The organism is Pseudomonas sp. (assembly GCF_030684895.1).
Taxonomy (GTDB): Bacteria; Pseudomonadota; Gammaproteobacteria; order Pseudomonadales; family Pseudomonadaceae; genus Aquipseudomonas.
Window position 1 is genome coordinate 19,382 of record NZ_JAUXXP010000062.1, and the last position, 20,355, is coordinate 39,736.

Annotated in this window: 17 protein-coding genes; 1 reads left to right on the plus strand and 16 read right to left on the minus strand. The window is 63.1% G+C overall.

The annotated features are described in order from the left end of the window. Positions 1-5: 5 nt before the first annotated feature. The 6 genes from hutC to hutI all read right to left on the minus strand — a co-directional run bounded on the left by hutC (position 6) and on the right by hutI (position 7,793). Positions 6-719 carry a histidine utilization repressor gene (gene hutC, locus Q8M42_RS14755; RefSeq protein WP_304871128.1) on the minus strand — a complete coding sequence of 238 codons (714 nt, stop codon included), beginning with the start codon at positions 717-719 and terminating at the stop codon, positions 6-8. Between the two features lie 209 nt (positions 720-928). Next, positions 929-2,464: a histidine ammonia-lyase gene (hutH, locus tag Q8M42_RS14760; protein WP_304871130.1), complete on the minus strand. Its 1,536-nt coding sequence runs from the start codon at positions 2,462-2,464 to the stop codon at positions 929-931. Continuing rightward, positions 2,461-4,143, minus strand: coding sequence for a urocanate hydratase (gene hutU / locus Q8M42_RS14765; RefSeq protein ID WP_304871131.1), 1,683 nt, complete (start codon positions 4,141-4,143; stop codon positions 2,461-2,463). The genes hutH and hutU overlap by 4 nt, the downstream gene beginning before the upstream one ends. A gap of 40 nt (positions 4,144-4,183) precedes the next feature. Continuing rightward, complete coding sequence (locus Q8M42_RS14770) at positions 4,184-5,509, minus strand: YjiH family protein (RefSeq protein ID WP_304871134.1); 1,326 nt, start codon at positions 5,507-5,509, stop codon at positions 4,184-4,186. 120 nt (positions 5,510-5,629) lie between these two features. Then, the gene (hutG, locus tag Q8M42_RS14775; RefSeq protein ID WP_304871136.1) at positions 5,630-6,568 is read right to left on the minus strand and encodes a formimidoylglutamase; all 939 of its coding nucleotides are present in this window, start codon (positions 6,566-6,568) and stop codon (positions 5,630-5,632) included. After that, positions 6,558-7,793 (minus strand): imidazolonepropionase, encoded by a 1,236-nt coding sequence (gene hutI / locus Q8M42_RS14780; RefSeq protein WP_304871138.1) that lies wholly within the window; start codon positions 7,791-7,793, stop codon positions 6,558-6,560. Before hutI ends, hutG begins: the two co-directional genes overlap by 11 nt. A gap of 270 nt (positions 7,794-8,063) precedes the next feature. Between hutI and Q8M42_RS14785 the strand changes: the two genes are divergently transcribed. Then, positions 8,064-8,696, plus strand: a complete 633-nt coding sequence (locus tag Q8M42_RS14785; protein ID WP_304871140.1) for a HutD family protein — start codon at positions 8,064-8,066, stop codon at positions 8,694-8,696. A 227-nt stretch (positions 8,697-8,923) separates the two neighbouring features. Here Q8M42_RS14785 and Q8M42_RS14790 read toward each other — a convergent pair whose 3' ends face one another. From Q8M42_RS14790 to Q8M42_RS14835, 10 genes are all read right to left on the minus strand, one after another. Beyond that, positions 8,924-10,702 carry an acyl-CoA dehydrogenase C-terminal domain-containing protein gene (locus Q8M42_RS14790; protein WP_304871142.1) on the minus strand — a complete coding sequence of 593 codons (1,779 nt, stop codon included), beginning with the start codon at positions 10,700-10,702 and terminating at the stop codon, positions 8,924-8,926. A gap of 196 nt (positions 10,703-10,898) precedes the next feature. Next, positions 10,899-12,695, minus strand: a complete 1,797-nt coding sequence (locus tag Q8M42_RS14795; protein WP_304871144.1) for an acyl-CoA dehydrogenase C-terminal domain-containing protein — start codon at positions 12,693-12,695, stop codon at positions 10,899-10,901. Between the two features lie 110 nt (positions 12,696-12,805). After that, on the minus strand, positions 12,806-14,095 hold the full coding sequence (locus Q8M42_RS14800; protein WP_304871145.1) for a GGDEF domain-containing protein: 1,290 nt from the start codon (positions 14,093-14,095) through the stop codon (positions 12,806-12,808). 176 nt (positions 14,096-14,271) lie between these two features. Further along, positions 14,272-16,077: a phenylacyl-CoA dehydrogenase gene (locus Q8M42_RS14805; protein WP_304871147.1), complete on the minus strand. Its 1,806-nt coding sequence runs from the start codon at positions 16,075-16,077 to the stop codon at positions 14,272-14,274. Between the two features lie 165 nt (positions 16,078-16,242). After that, on the minus strand, positions 16,243-16,935 hold the full coding sequence (locus Q8M42_RS14810) for a putative metalloprotease CJM1_0395 family protein (protein WP_304871149.1): 693 nt from the start codon (positions 16,933-16,935) through the stop codon (positions 16,243-16,245). Positions 16,936-17,090: 155 nt separating this feature from the next. Further along, the gene (locus tag Q8M42_RS14815) at positions 17,091-17,390 is read right to left on the minus strand and encodes a hypothetical protein (RefSeq protein ID WP_160014726.1); all 300 of its coding nucleotides are present in this window, start codon (positions 17,388-17,390) and stop codon (positions 17,091-17,093) included. 94 nt (positions 17,391-17,484) lie between these two features. After that, positions 17,485-18,174 carry a dethiobiotin synthase gene (bioD, locus tag Q8M42_RS14820; RefSeq protein WP_304871151.1) on the minus strand — a complete coding sequence of 230 codons (690 nt, stop codon included), beginning with the start codon at positions 18,172-18,174 and terminating at the stop codon, positions 17,485-17,487. Between the two features lies 1 nt (position 18,175). Continuing rightward, positions 18,176-18,982: a malonyl-ACP O-methyltransferase BioC gene (gene bioC / locus Q8M42_RS14825; protein WP_304871152.1), complete on the minus strand. Its 807-nt coding sequence runs from the start codon at positions 18,980-18,982 to the stop codon at positions 18,176-18,178. Further along, a complete protein-coding gene (locus Q8M42_RS14830) occupies positions 18,975-19,706 on the minus strand; it encodes an alpha/beta fold hydrolase (protein ID WP_304871154.1) in 732 nt (243 codons plus the stop codon). Before Q8M42_RS14830 ends, bioC begins: the two co-directional genes overlap by 8 nt. Next, a partial coding sequence (locus Q8M42_RS14835; protein ID WP_305284349.1) for an aminotransferase class I/II-fold pyridoxal phosphate-dependent enzyme occupies positions 19,699-20,355 on the minus strand: 657 nt, incomplete at its 5' end. The genes Q8M42_RS14830 and Q8M42_RS14835, both read right to left, overlap by 8 nt.

Here is a 20,355-nt window from a genome sequence, read left to right on the forward strand (position 1 = left end):
CGTGTTCAGCGCCGAGGTTTATGGCTGGAGCGCAGCTTATAGCGATCGCCCGGATGGATCAGCCGGGCGTAGCTGATCAGATGCTCATCTGACCAGGTTCGGCGGATCACACTCAGGCACGGCGCGGCCACTTCGATAGCCAGCCAATCGGCCACCTGCTGATCCACCAGCACTGCCTCGACCACATGTTCGACATCGGAAATCGGACAGCTGCTGACCAGCACCTCGTTGGGCGTCTGCCGAGAGAAATCACTGTCCAGATAATGCGGCACCCAGCGCGGGTTGACGAAGCGGTCTTCCAGCTGGATCGGCACGCCATCCTCGCGGTGCACCAGGATGCTGTGAAACACCTCGGCGCCCAGGCGCAGGCCCAGCCGCAGCGCCACCTCATCATCCGCCGCCAGCGCTTCACAGCGAATAATGTCGTTGCTGTAGGCATGCCCACGGCCGCGCACCTCATTGGCGATATTCAGCACTTCATGCAGCGATGATTCGGCCTTGCGGTCGGTGACGAAGGTGCCGAGGCCGGCCTGGCGCAGCAGGTAGCCCTTCTGCACCAGATCGCGGATGGCCTTGTTGGCCGTCATCCGGCTGACCCCGAAATCCCGCGCCAGCTGCTCTTCCGGCGGAATCTGATGATTGACCGGGTAAGCGCCGCTGTGGATGCGCTCCAGCAGAAACGCTTCAATCGCCTTGTAGCGCGGGGTTGTACTGCTCACAGCGGCTCCTTGGGGTGGTCCCGATGCGCGGATAATAGCGCGTCAACACGCCGCAACGTAGGGTGGGCAACGCTGTGCCTGCCCACCGTTGCAACACCTGCGCTGGTGGACAAGCCGCGCGTTGTCCACCCTACCCACTGCGTATATCCCGACGTAGCCCTGATGCAATCCGGGACGGGCCACACCCGAGCCCCCGGATTTCATCCGGGCTACGCCAGCGACGGCAATACCCCGCCCGGCAACAACGGGGTCAGCACGCGCTCGGCGAGCAGGGCATTGGCGGCCTCGATATCCGGAGCAAAGAAGCGGTCTTCTACGTAGAACGGCACCTGCGCGCGCAGGGCCTGACGTGCCTGTTCGAGCAGCGGCGAGCTTTTCAGCCCTTCGCGGAAATCCAGGCCCTGGCAGGCGCCCAGCCATTCGATGGCCAGCACACCACGGGTGTTGGCGGCCATTTCCCACAGGCGCTTGCCAGCAGCTGGGGCCATGGACACATGGTCTTCCTGGTTGGCCGAGGTCGGCAAGCTGTCGACGCTGTGCGGATGGGCCAGGGCCTTGTTCTCACTGGCCAGGGCCGCGGCGGTGACCTGGGCGATCATAAAGCCGGAGTTGACCCCGCCATTGGCCACCAGAAACGGCGGCAGCTGCGACATATGCTTGTCCATCATCAACGAGGTGCGCCGCTCACTCAGTGCACCGATTTCGGCGATGGCCAGGGCGAGATTGTCGGCGGCCATGGCCACCGGCTCGGCGTGGAAGTTGCCACCGGAAATCACCTCGCCTTCGGCGGCGAACACCAGCGGGTTATCCGACACTGCGTTGGCCTCCACCGCCAGCACCTCGGCAGCCTGACGCAGCTGAGTCAGGCAGGCGCCCATCACCTGCGGCTGGCAACGCAGCGAGTAAGGATCTTGCACCTTGTCGCAGGCTTCATGGGAGCGCCCGACTTCGCTGCTGTCGCCGAGCAGATGACGATAGACCGCCGCCGCGTCGATCTGCCCGCGCTGGCCGCGAGCGGCATGGATGCGCGCATCAAAGGGCGCACGCGAGCCCAGCGCGGCTTCCACAGTCAGGCCGCCGCAAACGCTGGCCGCAGCGAACAGATCCTCGGCCTCGAACAACCCGCGCAAGGCATAGGCAGTCGACACCTGGGTGCCGTTGAGCAGCGCCAGACCTTCCTTGGCCGCCAGGGTCATCGGCTGCAGACCAGCGATGGCCAGCGCTTCAGTTGCCGGCAGCCACTCACCGCGATAACGCGCCTGGCTTTCACCGAGCAGCACCAGCGACATATGCGCCAGCGGCGCGAGGTCGCCGGAGGCACCGACCGAGCCCTTGAGCGGGATATGCGGGTAGACCTCGGCGTTGATCAGAGCGATCAGCGCCTCGATCACCTGACGGCGAATGCCAGAGAAGCCGCGCGCCAGGCTGTTGACCTTGAGCAGCATGATCAGCCGCACCATGGCGTCGTCCAGCGGCGCACCGATGCCGGCGGCGTGCGACAGCACCAGCGAGCGCTGGAGTTTTTCCAGATCCTCATTGGCGATGCGGGTCGAAGCCAGCAGGCCGAAACCGGTGTTGATGCCGTAAGCGGTGCGGCCCTCGGCGATGATGCCGTTGACGCAGGCGACACTGGCTTCGATGGCCGGGTAGGCCGACTCTGCCAACTTCAAGCGCAGCGGTGCCTGGTAGGCGGCGCGCAGTTGGGCCAGGGTCAACTGGCCAGGGTGTAGGATGAATAGACTCATGCTCGGGCTCCTTGAGTGGCGCCAATCATAGGCAAGTCGAGGCCCTGCTCACGGGCGCAATCGACGGCAATGTCATAGCCCGCATCAGCGTGACGCATCACACCGGTGCCTGGATCGTTACGCAGCACGCGGCCAAGACGAGCACGGGCTTCCGGCGTGCCATCGGCGACGATCACCACGCCAGAATGCTGCGAGTAGCCCATGCCGACGCCGCCACCATGGTGCAGCGACACCCAGGTCGCACCGCCGGCGGTATTCAGCAGGGCGTTGAGCAACGGCCAGTCGGAAACGGCATCGGAACCGTCTTGCATGGACTCGGTTTCGCGGTTGGGGCTGGCCACCGAGCCGGAGTCCAGGTGGTCGCGACCGATGACGATCGGTGCCTTCAGCTCGCCGCTCGCCACCATGTCATTGAAAGCCTGAGCCAGGCGTGCGCGGTCTTTCAGGCCGACCCAGCAGATACGTGCCGGCAGGCCCTGGAAGCTGATGCGCTCGCGGGCCATGTCCAGCCAGTTGTGCAGGTGGGCGTCGTCTGGGATCAGTTCCTTGACCTTGGCATCGGTCTTGTAGATGTCCTCCGGGTCGCCGGACAGCGCCACCCAGCGGAACGGGCCGATGCCCTGGCAGAACAGCGGGCGAATATAGGCCGGGACGAAACCAGGGAAGTCGAAGGCGTTGTCGACGCCCTCTTGCAGGGCCATCTGGCGAATGTTGTTGCCGTAGTCGAAGGTCGGCACGCCCATCTGCTGGAAGGCCAGCATGGCACGTACGTGCACGGCCATGGACTGCTTGGCGGCCTTGACCACCACGGCCTCCTCGGTCTTGCCGCGCGCCACGTACTCGTCCCAGCTCCAGCCGGCAGGCAGGTAACCGTGCCGCGGGTCGTGGGCGCTGGTCTGGTCGGTGACCATGTCCGGGCGTACGCCACGGCGTACCAACTCCGGCAGGATCTCCGCTGCGTTGCCGCACAGGGCAATGGACACCGCTTTGCCTGCGCTGCAGTACTTGTCGATACGCGCCAGGGCGTCGTCCAGATCGCTGGCCTGCTCGTCGACATAACGGGTCTTCAGGCGGAAATCGATACGCGATTGCTGGCACTCGATATTCAGCGAACAGGCGCCGGCCAGGGTCGCTGCCAATGGCTGCGCGCCACCCATGCCGCCCAAGCCTGCAGTCAGTACCCACTTGCCCTTGAGGCTGCCACCGTAGTGCTGGCGACCGGCCTCGACGAAGGTTTCATAGGTGCCCTGGACGATGCCCTGGCTGCCGATATAGATCCAGCTGCCGGCGGTCATCTGCCCGTACATGGCCAGGCCCTTGGCATCCAGTTCGTTGAAGTGCTCCCAGGTGGCCCAGTGCGGCACCAGGTTGGAGTTGGCCAAGAGCACGCGCGGCGCGTCTTTATGGGTCTCAAACACGCCAACTGGCTTGCCGGATTGAATCAGCAGGGTCTGGTTGTCTTCCAGGCGGGTCAGCACTTCGACGATCTTGTCGTAGCACTCCCAGTTGCGCGCGGCGCGGCCGATGCCGCCATACACCACCAGTTCCTTGGGGTTCTCGGCCACGTCCGGGTCGAGGTTGTTCATCAACATGCGCAGCGGCGCTTCGGTCAGCCAGCTTTTGGCGGTCAGCGTGGTGCCACGGGCGGCGCGGATTTCGGTGTCACGGAAAAGGCTCATTAAGAGGCTCCTTATCAACAAATCGTCAGGTGTGGGCGGCTTACAGCCAGCCGATGTAGAGCGCCAGGTAGCCCAGCGGAATGCTGAACAACAGGCTTAAGAACGTGCGCTGCAGCCAGACCAGCAACAGGTCGCGCAGACGCAGGGGAATACGGGTGGCCAGCACGCAGGGAATCGAGGCAGAGAGAAACAGCACGCTGCTCACCGAGACGATGGCGGTGACGAACTTGACCAGCATGTCGGCGTCTTTCAGCAACATGGCCGGCAGGAACATTTCCGCCAGGCCGGAGGAAATAGCGCGGGCCACCTCCATCGGTTCATTCAGGCCAAACAGCCAGGTCAGCGGATAAAACAACACACCGAGGGCATCAAAGACCGGGGTGTACTTGGCGGCGAGCAAACCAAGCAGGCCGACGGCGAGGATGCTCGGCAAGATCGCGGCGGTCATGCGCAGGCCATCAACAAAGGTCTCGCGCAGCGCGCTGAGCAGCGAGGGCGCACTGGCCGCCTGGCTCAGCCCTGCACGCCAGGCGCTGGCGATACGGCTTTCGCCTGCTTGCAACTGCGGCTCGGGACGGCTTTCAGTAGGTAGACGCGACAACGGGTAGATGCGCGCGCTGACGGCGGTAACGGCAAAGGTCACCAGCATCGCGCTCCAGAAATACAGATTCCAGATTTCCATCAGGCCAAGGGTCTTGGCGATGATCACCATAAAAGGCGCCGACACCGTGGAGAAGCCAGTGGCGATAATTGCCGCCTCGCGCACGCTGTAGTGGCCCTGCCGGTACATGCGGTCGGTGATCAACAGGCCCACTGAATAACTGCCGACGAACGAGGCTACCGCATCAATCGCCGACTTGCCCGGCGTACGCCAGATCGGCCGCATCACCGGCTGCATCAGCACACCGACCAGTTCCAGCAGGCCGAAGCCGATCAGAAACACCAGGGCCAGCGCACCCAGCGGCACGATCAGCGCCAAGCTGAGCACCAGCTTGTCGAACAGAAACGGCAGCATGCCCGGCTGATAAAGCACCTCGGGGCCGACACGAAATAGATAGGCCACGCCGATCAGCAGACCGAACACCTTGAGCACGCTGAATACCGTGCGCGTCAGGTCGCCGCGCCAGCTGCCGCTGAACCAGGGCTGCAGTGCGCCGTAGAGCATAAACAGCATGGCAATGGCGATCACCAGCGGCCGCGCATGGGTTTGCAGGGCGCTGGCAGCATGGTCGAGGAGGATGGTCGAACGGCCGCCGATTGCGAACGGCACAAAAAAGATCAGCAGACCGATCAGGCTGTAGCCGAGCAACCGGGCCAGGGCGCGACCCTTGGACACGCTGGCGAGCGCCGTAAGTTGTTCAGACATGACGGCTCTCCGCGCGCGACAAACGGGGTGCCGGGCTGCTGCCGTAGCGGTGCTGGGTGAAGGGTGTCATCTGTGCATTCCTCTGTATTTATTGTTGTCAGGGAAGAGGCCAAGTAGCGCTTAGCCGGTCAGGGTCAACAGGTGAATCAGCCGCGCCGCGACCTTGGCGGTGCGGCTATCGATATCGTGTTCGGGGTTGAGTTCGGCCAGGTCCAGCAGGCGCAACTTGCCGCTGTCGCGAACGGTTTCCAGCAGCGGCTCAAGCAGCGCCAGCGGCACGCCACGCGCTGCCGGGGCGCTGACGCCCGGTGCTTCGCAGGCCGGTAGCACGTCGATATCGATGGTCAGGTAAATCGCGTCGCAGCCGGCGATAAAGGCCGACAGTTCGGCGCTGATGGCGGCCAGACTGGCCTCGCGAATCTCGCGGTCTTCGCGCACCAGTACATTCAGCTCGACAGCGCGCTGGAACAAGGCGCGAGTATTGCTGGCGCGGCTGACGCCGAGGCAGGCATAGGCAAACGGCCAGCCACGCGCAGCGCACTGCTCGGCGATCTGCGCGAAAGGTGTGCCGGAGGAACGGGCATGGGCCGGGTCGCGCAGGTCGAAATGCGCGTCGAAATTGATAATGCCAATGCGAGGCGTGCCGCCAGCCAAGTGCTCGGCAATGCCCTGCCAGCTGCCAAAGGCCACCTCATGGCCGCCGCCCAGCACGATGGGCAGATGCCCGGCATCCAGCAGCGCGCAGACGTTATGGCCGAGGCGCGCCTGGGCGCCTTCCAGATCGCCATCGGCGCACAGCACATCACCGGCGTCATAGGCCGCGCCCTGGCGATGCCAGGCCAGGTTGGCCAACGCCTTGCGCATGGCCAGTGGACCATTTACCGCACCCACGCGGCCATGGTTACGGCGCACGCCTTCGTCGCTGGCGAAACCGAGCAGGGCCACGCCAGGCTGGCTGTCCGCGCTGAGTGCCTGAATGCGCTGATGCCAGCGCGGGCTGTCGGCTTCCGGGTCGATGCGGCCCTGCCAGAGCTGCATGGAATGACGATCAGCGTGCATGGCTGTTGGCCTCTTTGCTGTAGCTAATGGCGCCGTTGAAGATGCGCTGACGCAGCCGCCCCGGCTGTACCGCATAGGCCAGTTCGGCAGGTTGCTGCACATCCCACAGGCACAGGTCGGCGGGGGCCCCAACCTCGATCCGCCCGAGATCTGGGCGGCCGAGGGCGCAGGCGGCATGGGCGGTCATACCGGCCAGCGCTTCGCGAGGCGTCAAACGGAACAGGGTGCAGGCCTGGTTAAGGGTCAGGGTCGGAAAGCAGATCGGCGAGGTGCCGGGGTTGGCATCACTGGCCAGGGCCATCGGCACGTTGTGCTGACGCAGCAGAGCGATGGGCGGTAACTGGGTTTCGCGCAGGGTATAAAAGGCCCCCGGCAACAGGGTGGCCACGGTGCCGGCGGCGGCCATGGCCTGCACCCCCGCCTCGTCAAGAAACTCGATATGGTCGGCCGAAAGGCCCTGATAACGCGCGGCCAGGGCGCTGGCGCCCTGGTTGGACAGCTGCTCGGCGTGCACCTTGATCGGCAGACCGTGACGTTGCGCAGCCTGGAACACCAACTCACACTGCGCCGGGCTAAAGGCAATGTTTTCGCAGAACACATCCACCGCATCGACCAGGCCTTCGGCAACGGCCGCCGGGATCATCTCGTTGCACACCAGGACGATATAGCCATCGCTGTCGCCTGCGAACTCCGGCGGCAAGGCGTGGGCGCCGAGCAGGGTGGTGGTGATGCGCAGCGGCAGCAACTCGCCCAGGCGACGAGCGACGCGCAGCATCTTCAATTCATCAGCGGTGCTCAGGCCATAGCCGGATTTGATTTCCAGGGTGGTCACACCGTCGTCCAGCAGCGCCTGCAAGCGCGGCAGGCTCTGCGCCAGCAGCTCGTCCTCGCTGGCCGCACGGGTGGCGCGCACGGTACTGAGAATGCCGCCGCCGGCCTTGGCGATCTCGGCGTAGCTGGCACCTTCGAGGCGCTGCTCGAACTCAGCGGCGCGGTTGCCGGCGTACACCAGGTGCGTATGGCAATCCACCAGGCCCGGGGTCATCACCCCGCCACGCCCGGCTTCGACCGCGCCCTCAGCCATAGCGTCAGGAAATGCGCTGGTAGGCCACAGCCCTGCGACCTTGCCATCCGCCACCAGCAAATTGATCGGCTCAGCCAGCGTGGTCAGGCCATCAAAGAGGCAGAGCTCGCGCCAAAGCAGGCGCGGGGCGGACGGGGACATGGGGCTCTCCTTGAGCGAACTTGTATATACAATATTATTCGACCCTGCAGTCGTCAACCCCGCTCGTCACCGAATAATCACTGCCGTGCGACAACCGCCATATGCCCGTGCAAAGGCATAACCAAAGAAATCACCGAGATAGACGGCGCATGCTGTTCAACAGCAAAGCCCAGCAGCAGACGAACGGCAAGGCTCGGCTCACATAGCCTCTGTGCAGCCGCAAAACGTTAATGTATATACATACGCAAACAACTTGCATGAGCAACCGCCGTGAGCATTCGTATTATCGACAGCCGCAGCGCCCGCCAACTGCCATGGAAGAACGGCAAGGGCGTGACCCTGGAACTGGCCATCGCACCGCCTGACGCGGATCTAAGCAACTTTGAGTGGCGTATCAGCAGCGCGCGGGTGGAAAGCGCCGGCCCCTTCTCTCATTACCCCGGCATCGACCGTAGCCTGGGCCTGCTCAGCGGCGCGGGACTGCGCCTGAATCTGCCAGAACAGATCAGCCTCGAGCTCGATAGCCACACCCCGGTGGTGGCTTTTCCCGGCGAGCTGGACGTGCAGGCCGAACTGCTTGATGGCCCGGTGCAGGACTTCAATCTGATGAGCCGTCGTAATCGCTGGCAACACCGCCTGGAATACCGCGAGCTGCAGGGCCAGCAGTGGCTCGACAGCAGCGCCGTGCTGTTTATCTACTGCTGCAGCGGCGCTGGCCTGACGTGCGCCAGGGCCGGCACCGCGCCCGCGAGCCTGAACGCCGGCCAAGGCTTGCTGGCACAAGACGAAGTCGGCCCCTGGCGGCTGACCAGCCATGGCCGCAGCGGCCTCTACCTGGCGCGACTGGAGCCGGCCAGCGCCGGGCAGGACGCCATTGATCTGCTAAGCGACAACTGGGTTTAGCGCCAGACAAATTCAGACCCTTAAACGCAAAAGCCCCGGCACTTGGCCGGGGCTCTGGTTTATAGACCGTAGGATGGGTGCTAACCCATCAATTGGCTGATGGGTTAGCACCCATCCTACGGCTGTGAGCACAAAAAATGCCGCTTCCCAGGCAAGGGAAAGCGGCATTTTTCTTATGTGAACAGCATTAGGCGCTGGTCCAGGGTTTTGTTGTTACCAAGCAATCTTTAGAACTGCGCGGCGTCGAGCAGATACAGACTCTCGCTACCGGCCTTAACCGAAGCAGTCAGCGAGTGGATACGCGGCAGCAGGCGGGCGAAGAAGAAGCGCGCGGTGCCCAGCTTGCTGACGTAGAACTCGTCCTGATCTTGCTTGGCCAGCGCGGTGCGCGCCATCAGGGCCCACATGTAGGCGTAGGCGGTGTAGCCAAATACCTGTAGGTACTCGACCGAGGCAGCGCCGACTTCGTTCGGGTTGGCCTTGGCGCGTTCCAGCAGATCGCTGGTCATCAGCTCCAGGTTGGCGATAGCGTCTTTCAGCGGATTAACAAACTCGGCCAGTGAGGCATCAGCCGAATCGGTGAAGGCTTTGATCTCGTCAGCAAAGTGCTTGTAGAACGCCCCACCGCTGCCGACCACTTTACGGCCGACCAAGTCGAGGGCCTGGATACCGTTGGTGCCTTCGTAGATCTGGGTGATGCGGCAGTCGCGAATCAACTGCTCCTGGCCCCACTCGCGGATATAACCGTGGCCGCCAAAAATCTGCTGGCCGTGGGTGGTGGTTTCCAGCGCCATATCGGTGAGGAAGGCTTTGGCCACCGGAGTCAGCAAGGCAACCAGCTCTTCTGCACGCTTGCGGGTGGCGGCGTCTTCGCTGAACTTGGCGGTGTCGAGCTGCATGGCCACGTAGCTGGAGAAGGCACGGCCGCCCTCGTTCAGCGCTTTCATGGTCAGCAGCATGCGACGCACGTCCGGGTGCACGATGATCGGGTCGGCAGCTTTGTCTTTTGCCACCGGGCCAGTCGGCGCGCGGCTCTGGATACGGTCGCGGGCGTATTCCACGGCGTTCTGGTAGCTGCGCTCGCCCAGGGACAAGCCCTGAATGCCAACGCCCAGACGCTCGTAGTTCATCATGGTGAACATGGCGGCGAGGCCTTTGTTCGGCGCATCAACGATCCAGCCGGTGGCGCCGTCGAAGTTCATCACGCAGGTGGCCGAGGCCTTGATGCCCATCTTGTGTTCGATCGAGCCGCAGGACAGGCTGTTCTGCTCGCCCAGGGAACCGTCGGCGTTGACCATAAACTTCGGCACCAGGAACAGCGAGATGCCTTTCGGGCCCGCTGGGGCGTCCGGCAGCTTGGCCAGTACCAGGTGAATGATGTTCTCGGTCAGGTCGTGCTCACCGCCGGTGATAAAGATCTTGGTACCGCTGATCTTAAAGCTGCCATCAGCCTGCGGCTCGGCCTTGGTGCGGATAATGCCCAGGTCAGTGCCGGCGTGCGGCTCGGTCAGGCACATGGAACCGGCCCATTGGCCTGAATACATGTTCGGCAGGTATTTCTCTTTCAGCTCTTCGCTGGCGTGGGCGTTGATCGACAGGCAAGCCCCGGCGGTCAGCATCGGGTACAGGCCAAACGACAGGTTGGCCGAGTTGACCATTTCCTCGACCTGGGCCGAGATCGCCTTGGGCATGCCCATGCCGCCGAATACCGGGTCACCACCGACGCCCACCCAGCCGCCTTCAGCGTAGGTTTTGTAGGCGTCCGGGAAGCCGGCTGGGGTTTTCACCGAGCCGTTGACCCAGGAGCAGCCTTCTTCGTCGCCACTGCGGTTCAGCGGGGCGATCACGCCGCCGGTGACCTTGCCAGCTTCTTCGAGAATGGCCGCTGCAGTGTCTTCATCGACCACTTCAGCCAGGGCCGGCAATTGGGCCCACAGCTTGGAAACTTCAAACACTTCATTGAGCACGAAGCGCATATCGCGCAGGGGAGCTTTGTAGTCAGCCATGGGGCAAATCCTCGGACGAGCAGCAGATGTGAAGCAGTAGGTGTAAAGATGTGCAGGGAGTCTAACCGAACAACTTTTTAGACACATAGCGTCGCGTCATGACCAGTAGGTCACCATTCGTTTGTTAGGCCAGACAGGCTCCATGTAACGGCAAAACCCGCCGGATGGCGGGCTTTGCAGGGCCTGTAACCACCCGTCAGAGGGCGAAGTGCTCGGCCGGCAAACGCATCAGGCATTCGCTGCCTGCCTCGGCACCGGCCAGGTGGGTGGCGGTGCGCGGCAACAGGCGCTTGAAGTAGAACTCGCAGGTCGCCAGCTTGGCCTGATAGAACGCTGCATCACTCGCGCCTGCCGCCAGCTTCTGCTCGGCCACCAGGGCCATGCGCAACCAGAAGTAGGCCAGGATGACGTAGCCGGAGTACATCAGGTAATCCATCGACGCCGCGCCGACTTCGTCCGGGTTCTTCATCGCCGCCATGCCGATCTTCTGGGTCAGCGCACCCCACTGCTGGTTGAGCGTCGCCAGTTGGGCGACATAGCCCTTGAGCTGCGGATGCTCGGCCTGAGCCTCGCAAAACTTGTGGACGATTTTGCTAAAGCCGCGCAGCAGCTTGCCCTGGCTGCCGAGCACCTTGCGCCCGAGCAGGTCGAGGGCCTGGATGCCGTTGGTGCCTTCATAGATAGGCGCAATGCGGCAGTCGCGCACCAGCTGCTCCATGCCCCACTCGCGGATAAAACCGTGGCCGCCGAATACCTGCATGCCGTGGTTGGTCACCTCCAGGCCGGTCTCGGTCATAAAGGCTTTGCAGATCGGCGTGAGGAAAGCCAACAGGTTCTCCGCCTCGTCACGCTGCTCGGCACTGTCGCCACGGTGCGCCTGATCGATCAGCTGCGCGGTGAAATAGGCCAAGGCGCGGTTGCCTTCGTTGAACGCCTTCATGGTCAGCAGCATGCGCCGCACATCGGGATGCACGATGATCGGGTCGGCGGCTTTATCCGGCGCTTTCGGCCCGGTCAGTGCACGCATCTGCAGACGCTCAGTGGCGTACTTGATCGCGCCCTGGAAACTGGTTTCACCCAGACACAGCCCCTGCATGCCGGTGCCCAGGCGTGCGTGGTTCATCATGGTGAACATGCAGTTGAGGCCCTTGTTGGCCTCGCCGATCAGGTAGCCGGTGGCGCTGTCGAAGTTCATCACGCAGGTGGCCGAGGCCTTGATGCCCATCTTGTGTTCGATCGAGCCGCAGCTAACGCCATTGCGCTCCCCCGCCTGACCTTCAGCGTTGGGCAGAAACTTGGGCACGATAAACAGCGAGATGCCCTTGGTACCGGCCGGCGCGTCGGGCAGCTTGGCCAGCACCAGGTGAACGATGTTCTCGCTCATATCGTGCTCGCCGGCGGAGATAAAGATCTTGCTGCCGCTGACCGCATAGCTGCCGTCGGCCTGGGGCACGGCGCGGGTCTTGATCAGGCCCAGGTCGGTGCCGCAGTGGGCTTCGGTCAGGCACATGGTGCCGGTCCAGCTGCCTTCGGTGAGTTTGCTCAGGTAGGTCTGCTTCTGCGCTTCGGTACCGTGGGCGTGAATGGCCGACATCGCGCCGTGGGTCAGGCCGGGGTACATGCCCCAGGAGGTGTTGCTGGCGCCGACCATTTCGCCGATCAGCAAGCCGAGGGAATGCGGCAGGCCCTGACCGCCATAGGCCGGGTCAGCCGCCAGACCGTTCCAGCCGCCTTCAACGTACTGGGCAAAGGCTTCCTTGAAGCCCTTGGGCGTGGTCACCACGCCGTCGTTGATCTGACATTCCTCTTCATCGCCGGAGCGGTTCAGCGGGGCCAGCACCTGCTCACAGAACTTCGCACCCTCGGCGAGGATCGCGCTGACCATATCCGGAGTGGCGTCGCTGGCACCCATCGCGGCGTAGCCGGCATGAAAGTCGAAGACCTCGTCGATCAGAAAGTGCATATCGCGCAGGGGGGCTTTGTACTCGGGCATGCTGGAATCTCCGTCAGCTAGAGCGTGGATTAGTGCTCTACGCTAAGGCCCATGCCGCGCCGCAACAATCACAGTGCAGATGCTGAATACACTGCCATTCGCCGGCAGTCTTAACCCCGCGCGGTATCCAGCTTGACCGCCCCGCGCCGCTGCCCATAACTGCGCACACAGTTACGCCCGGCACTCTTGGCGTTATACAGCGCCTGGTCGGCGGCCTTGAGTACTTCCTCCGGGCTGCGTTGCTCCAACCCGCGCTCAGCCACGCCCATGCTGACGGTCACCGACACCTGACTCGCCGCGCTGCCGGCCCGCCGCGCTCTGCCCTGTTTATCGTCCTGCGGGCGCTGCTGTTTATCGCGCAACTGGATGCGATAGGTTTCGATGGCCTGACGTATCACTTCAAGGTGCGGCAGGCATTCGTCGAGCGTCTTGCCGGGAAACACCAGGGTGAACTCCTCGCCGCCATAGCGGTAAGCCTTGCCCCCGCCGCCGATCTTGCGCAGCTGGGCGGCGACCAGGCGCAACACCTGATCGCCGACATCGTGGCCATGGCTGTCGTTGAATTTCTTGAAATGATCGACGTCGGCCATGGCGATCACATAACTGCGGCCCAGACGCTGCAGGCGTTCATTCAAGGCGCGGCGTCCCGGCAGGCCGGTGAGTTCGTCGCGGAAGGCCATCTGATAGGCCTCGTGCGCCACGGCAGCAACCAGGATCAGCATGATCTGGCTGCTCATCACATTCAGCGCATTGGGCAGAATAAAAGTGTTCGGCAGCATCCACAGCAGGCCGCACAGCCCCAGCAGCTGCGCCGCATGCAGCGGCCGTGGCGCGCGTAAGTACTGCACCAGCAGCAGAATCAGACCGAGGATAAATACCGGGTAGGCCAGCTGCACCAGCGCCAGCCATTCAACCTGCAGCGCCGGCCAACGCACCAGCGACAACCAGTGCAGTAACGCCTCGGGAAAGCGCTGCGCCAGGCCCACCGCCACCGCACCGACTGCCAGCAAAACTGCGGCGCGGGCGATCAGATCCTGCAGCAGGTGGGTACGCTCCTGCCAGGCGGCGTAAAGGCTGTAGAGCAGCGGCAGCAACAGGCTGCACAGATGGAAGATCAGCGCCGCATCACTGCGCACCTGTCCCGTGGCGCGAAAGTGATCGACCTGGGTATCGAGCAGGAAGTAACCGAGGTACAGCGTCAGCAGCAGAAACACCTCGCGCTGACGGCCATAGACCAGGCAGAACGCGCCGCCGAGTAACAGCAGCAGGGTGGGCAGCACATTGAACAACGAGGTGAAAAATTCGCTCAACACCGCCAGCCGCGCCAACAGCAAACCGCTGATTAGAAGCAGCAGCGAAGGCAGAAAATGGCTGAAGCGCACAGCAGCAAGACGCGACAAGACGGGCTCCACACGGCGATAAAAAGTGGATAACGCCGCGCAGTTTGCCTGTAACGAGCGCGATGCGCACGGAACCTGACAGGCAAATCGACAAGCTGCCTGGGACTTTTGATTAGCCAAAAAAAACCGCTACCCCAAGGGGCAGCGGTTTTTCGACCTGCGCTGGAGCCTAAGGCTTAGTAGCCCAGAGCAAAATGCTCTTCGTCCATATCCATCAGGTTGTTGGCACCAGACAGCATGGCGTCAACGTGCGCACGGGTGCGCGGCAGAATGCGTGCGAAGTAGAAGTTGGCAGTCTGCAGCTTGGCCTTGTAGAAAGCCTCGTCTTCAGTACCTGCAGCAATCTTCTCGGCAGCCAGGCGAGCCATATCAGCCCAGAAGTAAGCCAGGCAGACGTAACCGGAATACATCAGGTAATCCACCGAAGCGGCGCCGACTTCTTCACGGTCCTTCATGGCGGCCATGCCCACTTTCATGGTGATGTCGCCCCACTCTTTGTTCAGCTTGGCCAGTGGTGCAACCAGCGCTTTGACAGCGTCGTTGCCTTCGTTGGCCTGGCAGAACTTGTGCACGATCTTGGTGAAGCCTTTCAGCGCTTCGCCTTGAGTCTGCAGCACTTTACGGCCCAGCAGGTCGAGTGCCTGGATACCGGTGGTGCCTTCGTACAGCATGGAGATACGGCTGTCGCGAACGTTCTGCTCCATGCCCCACTCGGCGATAAAGCCGTGGCCGCCATAGATCTGTACGCCGTGGTTGGCAGCTTCAAAGCCAACTTCGGTCATGAATGCTTTGGCGATAGGCGTGAGGAAAGCCAGCAGTGCGTCGGCTTGCTTCTTCTCGGCTTCGTCTTTGCTGTACTTGACGATATCAACCTGCTTGGCGGTGAAGTACACCATAGCGCGGTTGCCTTCGGCGAACGCTTTCATGGTCAGCAGCATGCGACGCACGTCCGGGTGGACGATGATCGGGTCAGCGGCTTTTTCCGGCGCTTTCGGGCCAGTCAGGGAACGCATTTGCAGACGCTCACGAGCGTACTTGAGGCCGCCCTGGAAACCGATTTCAGCGTGAGCCAGACCTTGCAGAGCAGTACCCAGACGCGCGGTGTTCATAAAGGTGAACATGCAGTTCAAGCCTTTGTTCGCCGGGCCGATCAGGTAACCGGTAGCACCGTCAAAGTTCATCACGCAGGTGGCGTTACCGTGGATGCCCATCTTGTGCTCGAGCGAGCCACAGGAAACGGCGTTACGTGCGCCAACGGTGCCGTCAGCGTTAACCGAGAACTTCGGCACGATAAACAGCGAGATGCCTTTGGTGCCTTGCGGCGCGTCGGGCAGGCGGGCCAGCACGATGTGGACGATGTTATCGGCCATGTCGTGTTCGCCAGCGGAGATGAAGATTTTGGTGCCGGATACTTTGTACGAGCCATCAGCCTGAGGCTCAGCCTTGGTACGCAGCATGCCCAGATCGGTGCCGCAATGCGGCTCGGTCAGGCACATGGTGCCAGTCCATTCACCGGATACCAGTTTGGTCAGGTAGGTGTGCTTCTGATCGTCAGTACCGTGCTCGGCAATGGTGTTCATCGCGCCGTGCGACAGGCCTGGGTACATGCCCCACGACCAGTTCGAGGTACCGACCATTTCGCTGACAACCAGACCCAGGGACTCCGGCAGGCCTTGGCCGCCGTGGTCAACGTCGTGGGCCAGGCTCGGCCAGCCACCTTCTACATACTGCTTGTAGGCAGCTTTGAAGCCGGTAGGGGTTTTCACGCCTTCGGCGGACCAGGTGCAACCTTCGGTGTCACCTACACGATTCAGTGGCGAAAGCACTTGCTCACAGAACTTGGCGCCTTCTTCAAGGATGGCGTCGACCATGTCCGGAGTAGCGTCCTGGCAGCCAGGCAGGCTCTGATAATGCGCTTCGTAGCCGAGCAGTTCGTCGCGTACGAAACGGATATCACGCAAGGGGGCCTTGTAATCAGGCATAGCGGTTGACCTCTGCGGTGGATTCTTAGTGTGTAGGTGACCGGTTATTCGGTCGTTTTCGGGAGCAATCCCGGTGCTCGTCTGCCCCTTGGCAACCGAGCTAATCAAACAAGCGTTTGAAACATACGTTTATGCCTATTTAATGTCAAGCACCCCAAGCGCCGTTCAGGCCACCAGATCGACAACCGGGGCCGGCGCCTGCAAACCGCTGAGCTGCTTGTACAGATCAAGACTAGGTGGTGGCGGCCGATCCTGCTGGACAGGCGCGGTGGATTTTTCCTCCTCCTCCGGCTTCTCTTCCTCGGCTTTTTTCCGCTGCTCGGCACGCGCTTCACTGGCGGCCTCTGCCTCACTGCGCTGCTGCTGCGCTAACAGGGCACGCGCTTCGGCCATTTGCGCCTGGGCTTGCGCCGCCACCTGACGATCCTGTGCCGACGGCTCGGCAGGCGCCAGGGCGGCGCGGATCACCACCTCCATCTTGCGCAGGGTGGCTTCCGGGTCGCTCGGGATCGGGCTGGTGTCGATGCCCACCTCACCGCCTACCGCATAGCGCTTACCGTCCGGACCGCGCTCATAGGTATAGCTCGGCGCACCGGCATAGCGGCCACCGATGGCTGCGTGCGCCTGCTCGTGGGTGCGCACCTCCTGATCACGGCTAACCAGCTTAGTGACTTCCAGTTGCTCAAGGCGTTGCTGCTGCGGGCTGGGCTCACCTTCAGCAGTTTTCGACTTATCGGAATTGGCCGAGGCGTCGGCTGGTTTATCGGCTTCTTCCCGCGCCGACGCCGATTGCTCATCGGCCAGCGGTTGGCTGGCAGTTATCGGCGCCTGGGCGGCGCGGGTGATATCGGGGGACACATCAGGGGAAACATTGGACGCAAGAAGCCGAGCCGGCAGTAGAGTTGCTGCAGGCGCAGGATAAGACGATGCGCCGCCAATCTGCATGCAATGACTCCTCGCCCCTGGCTGCTAAAACTCCGCAACAGAGCCGGACTACGCTCGGGGCAAGCGTATCAAGCCGTTGTATCGATCAGGGTACCGAGCACTTCATCGGCGGTTTTCACCACCTTGGCTCCCGCTTCCGCCTCATTCTGACCTTGGCGCAGGGCGACCAGGCTTTCCGCCAAATCGGGGCGCGTCTGCTCGGCCGAGCTGGGTGCAGGATTGACCTGATTGGCCGGCGGCGTGGAGGTCGGCTGCTGTGGCTGGGTAACCGCATTGCTGGCGATATCCGCCGCAGCCTGATCGACCCGACGCTGGCCAGACTGAATGGTGCTGATGCCCGAGTTGAAGGCGCTTCCAGAAATTTCCATGCCCAAGCTCCGCTATGGCAAACCACTAACGCTTCAATTGAAGCAGAAATTGCTCGAAAAACGTACAAGCAAAAGGCTATGGCACCTGGCCTGCTTATAGCGCGCGGTGCAACAAATCGAGATTGAGATAGCTGGAAACCGCAGCCGGCGTGGCCTCAGCCAGGCGCGGCAGATAGCCCAGACAGGGCGCAGGCAGACGTTCGGCCAAGGTGGCCAGATTGTCTTCAAGGCGCGAGGTGTGCGGGTCGACCAGATTGGCCACCCAGCCAGCCAGCGTCAGGCCGTCACGCAGGATTGCTTCTGCCGTCAGCAGCGCTTGATTGATGCAGCCCAGGCGCACGCCAACCACCAGAATCACCGGTAACTGCAGAGCAACTGCCAGATCAGACAAGGACGCCTGCCCAGCTAACGGCACGCGCCAACCGCCCGCGCCTTCGACAAGGGTAAAGTCCGCATGCTTATCCAGAATCGCCTGCACCGGCCCCTGCAGCGCGGCAACATCCAGCAATACACCCACTTCGCGCGCGGCCAGATGCGGGGCAATCGCCGGCTCGAATGCCAGCGGATTGACCTCCTCGTAACGCAGCGCCAGGGTGCATTCGCCAAGCAGCGCCAGGGCGTCGTCGTTGCGCAAGCCATCCGCTGTGCGCACGCAGCCGGATGCCACCGGTTTGGCCGCCGCAGTCGACAGCCCCGCCATTCGCGCCGCATGCAGCAGACCGGCGGCGATGGTGGTTTTACCGATTTCTGTATCGGTGCCGGTGACGAAAAAAGTCGTGCTCATATCAATCCTTACGCAGTACGCCGTAAACCACCTGATAGGTCGCCGGCAGGCCTTGCGGCTGGCGGAACTGTTCATAGGCATTGAGCAGCGCCAGCATGCGCGCCCGCCCGGTCAAACCGCCTGGCCGGCCGGGGTTGAGGTTGTGCGCACCTAGGGCCTTTAGCTCATGGGTCAGGCTGCGCACATCCGGGTAATAAAGAGTCTCTGGCGTGACGTGCAAGGTGAGCGGCGCCAAGCTGCTGTCGCCGCACAGGCGCTGATAATCCTCAAAGCGGCGGAAGCGATTGACGTGAACAAAGCCATCCACCGCCTGCCAGCTGTCGCGCAGCTCCTGCAGGGTGCCGACACACAGGCTGCTAAAGGCCAGCACGCCGCCGGGGCGCAGCACCCGTGCGGCTTCACTGAGCACGGCGGCAAAGTCCGCGCACCACTGCAGCGCCAGACTAGAGAACAGCAGGTCGCAGGACGCATCGCGCAACGGCAAACGCTCGGCATCGCCAGCAATAAACTGCTGCGCGCCGCCCAGCGGCAGGGCGTGCTGCAGCATGCCTTCGGCGATATCCACAGCCACGCCCTGGCTGGCGGGAAAACGCTCGCCCAAGGCGCGGCTGAAATAGCCCGTGCCGCACCCCAGGTCGAGCCAACGCGCCGGGCTGATCGTGGCCGGTAGCTGCGCCAGCAACTGCTGACCGACATTGCGCTGCAGAGCTGCCACGCTGTCGTAGCTCTCAGCCGCGCGGGAGAACGACGCCGCTACCTGACGCTTGTCCGGCAGGCCGCCGAGTGGTTCATGGGCCAGATCAGTCATCACCGGCCTCATGCAGAAAGGCCTGAATCGCTGCGGCAATTTCATGCGGGCGCTCCAGGGCAAAGGCGTGGCTGGCGTTATCGATCAGGCCGATCTCGACATCCGGCAGCAGCGCCAGCAAGGCCTGCGCGGCGCTCGCCGGAACCAAGGCATCCTGACCGGCGAACAGATGCAATTGCGGACCGACAAAGGCCTGCAGTGCAGTCCGCGTATCCAGGTCGGCGAGCAGATCCAGCCCGGCCAGTAGCAGCTCGGGCTGCGCCTGCGGAGCCGCCGCCTGTAATTGCCGCGACAGGCCGCGAGCATCCGCCGCACCCTGGGCACAAAGCAGAGCAAAACGCTTCAAGGTAGCGGAGGCATCGGCGGCGCAGCCCTGGCGGAAGGCGTTAAAAGTCTCGGCAGACATCGCCGCAGGCCAGCCTGGCTCAGCCACAAATCGCAGGTTGCTGGCCAGGGTCAGCACGCCACTGCAGCGTTCGCCACGACGCGCAGCCAGTTCGGCGGCGAGCATGCCACCCAGAGACCAGCCGCCGAGCCAGGCGTCCTGTGGCAGGTTGGCGTCCAGCTCATCCAGCCAGTCGGCCGGGTCACTGGAATCCAATACAGGCAGCGGTTCGACCTGCACCTGCAAACGTGGATCAAGGCCGCGCAGGGCCTCGGCCAGCGGCTGCAACGGCGCGACACCGAGGCCCCAGCCGGGCAGCAGAATCAGCCGATCACGCACGGGCGGCAGCCTCGCCAGCCAGCAGCGGCCAGCATTCGGCCAGGGCTTCCAGCAGCAGCTCCAATTGCGCCAGGCTATGCGCGGCGGACAGGGTCACGCGCAGGCGGGCGCTGCCGGACGGTACGGTGGGCGGTCGAATCGCGGTAACCAGCAGACCGCGTTCGCGCAGCATCTGTGACAGCTGCAGGGCGCGACCACTGTCGCCGATCAGGATTGGTTGAATCGGCGTGGCGCTGTCCATCAGCTCCAGGCCGATGGCCTGGGCGCCTTGGCGGAAGCGCTTGATCAATGCATTCAGATGCTCGCGTCGCCAGTGCTCGCTGCGCAGCAATTCCAGGCTTTTCAGGGTGGCGCAGGCCAGCGCCGGTGGCTGGCTGGTGGTGTAGATGTAGGGGCGAGCGAACTGCACCAAGGTTTCGATCAGCTCCTCGCTGCCGGCAACAAAGGCGCCGGCCGTACCGAAGGCCTTGCCCAGGGTGCCGACCAGCACCTGCACATCGTCCATGCCCAGGCCAAAGTGCTCAACGATGCCGCCGCCGGTGGCGCCCAGCGGGCCGAAGCCATGGGCATCGTCGACCATCACCCAGGCCTTGGCGCGGCGCGCTTCGGCGCACAGCGAGGGCAGATCGGCCAGGTCGCCGTCCATGCT

Coding starts and splice junctions, on each gene's coding strand:
- Q8M42_RS14790 (WP_304871142.1), bottom strand. CDS start 10,702: ATGGCTGACTACAAAGCTCCCCTGCGCGATATGCGCTTCGTGCTCAAT.
- Q8M42_RS14805 (WP_304871147.1), bottom strand. CDS start 16,077: ATGCCTGATTACAAGGCCCCCTTGCGTGATATCCGTTTCGTACGCGAC.
- bioD (WP_304871151.1), bottom strand. CDS start 18,174: ATGAGCACGACTTTTTTCGTCACCGGCACCGATACAGAAATCGGTAAA.
- Q8M42_RS14795 (WP_304871144.1), bottom strand. CDS start 12,695: ATGCCCGAGTACAAAGCCCCCCTGCGCGATATGCACTTTCTGATCGAC.
- Q8M42_RS14815 (WP_160014726.1), bottom strand. CDS start 17,390: ATGGAAATTTCTGGAAGCGCCTTCAACTCGGGCATCAGCACCATTCAG.
- Q8M42_RS14770 (WP_304871134.1), bottom strand. CDS start 5,509: ATGTCTGAACAACTTACGGCGCTCGCCAGCGTGTCCAAGGGTCGCGCC.
- hutU (WP_304871131.1), bottom strand. CDS start 4,143: ATGAGCCTTTTCCGTGACACCGAAATCCGCGCCGCCCGTGGCACCACG.
- hutG (WP_304871136.1), bottom strand. CDS start 6,568: ATGCACGCTGATCGTCATTCCATGCAGCTCTGGCAGGGCCGCATCGAC.
- bioC (WP_304871152.1), bottom strand. CDS start 18,982: ATGACTGATCTGGCCCATGAACCACTCGGCGGCCTGCCGGACAAGCGT.
- hutH (WP_304871130.1), bottom strand. CDS start 2,464: ATGAGTCTATTCATCCTACACCCTGGCCAGTTGACCCTGGCCCAACTG.
- hutI (WP_304871138.1), bottom strand. CDS start 7,793: ATGTCCCCGTCCGCCCCGCGCCTGCTTTGGCGCGAGCTCTGCCTCTTT.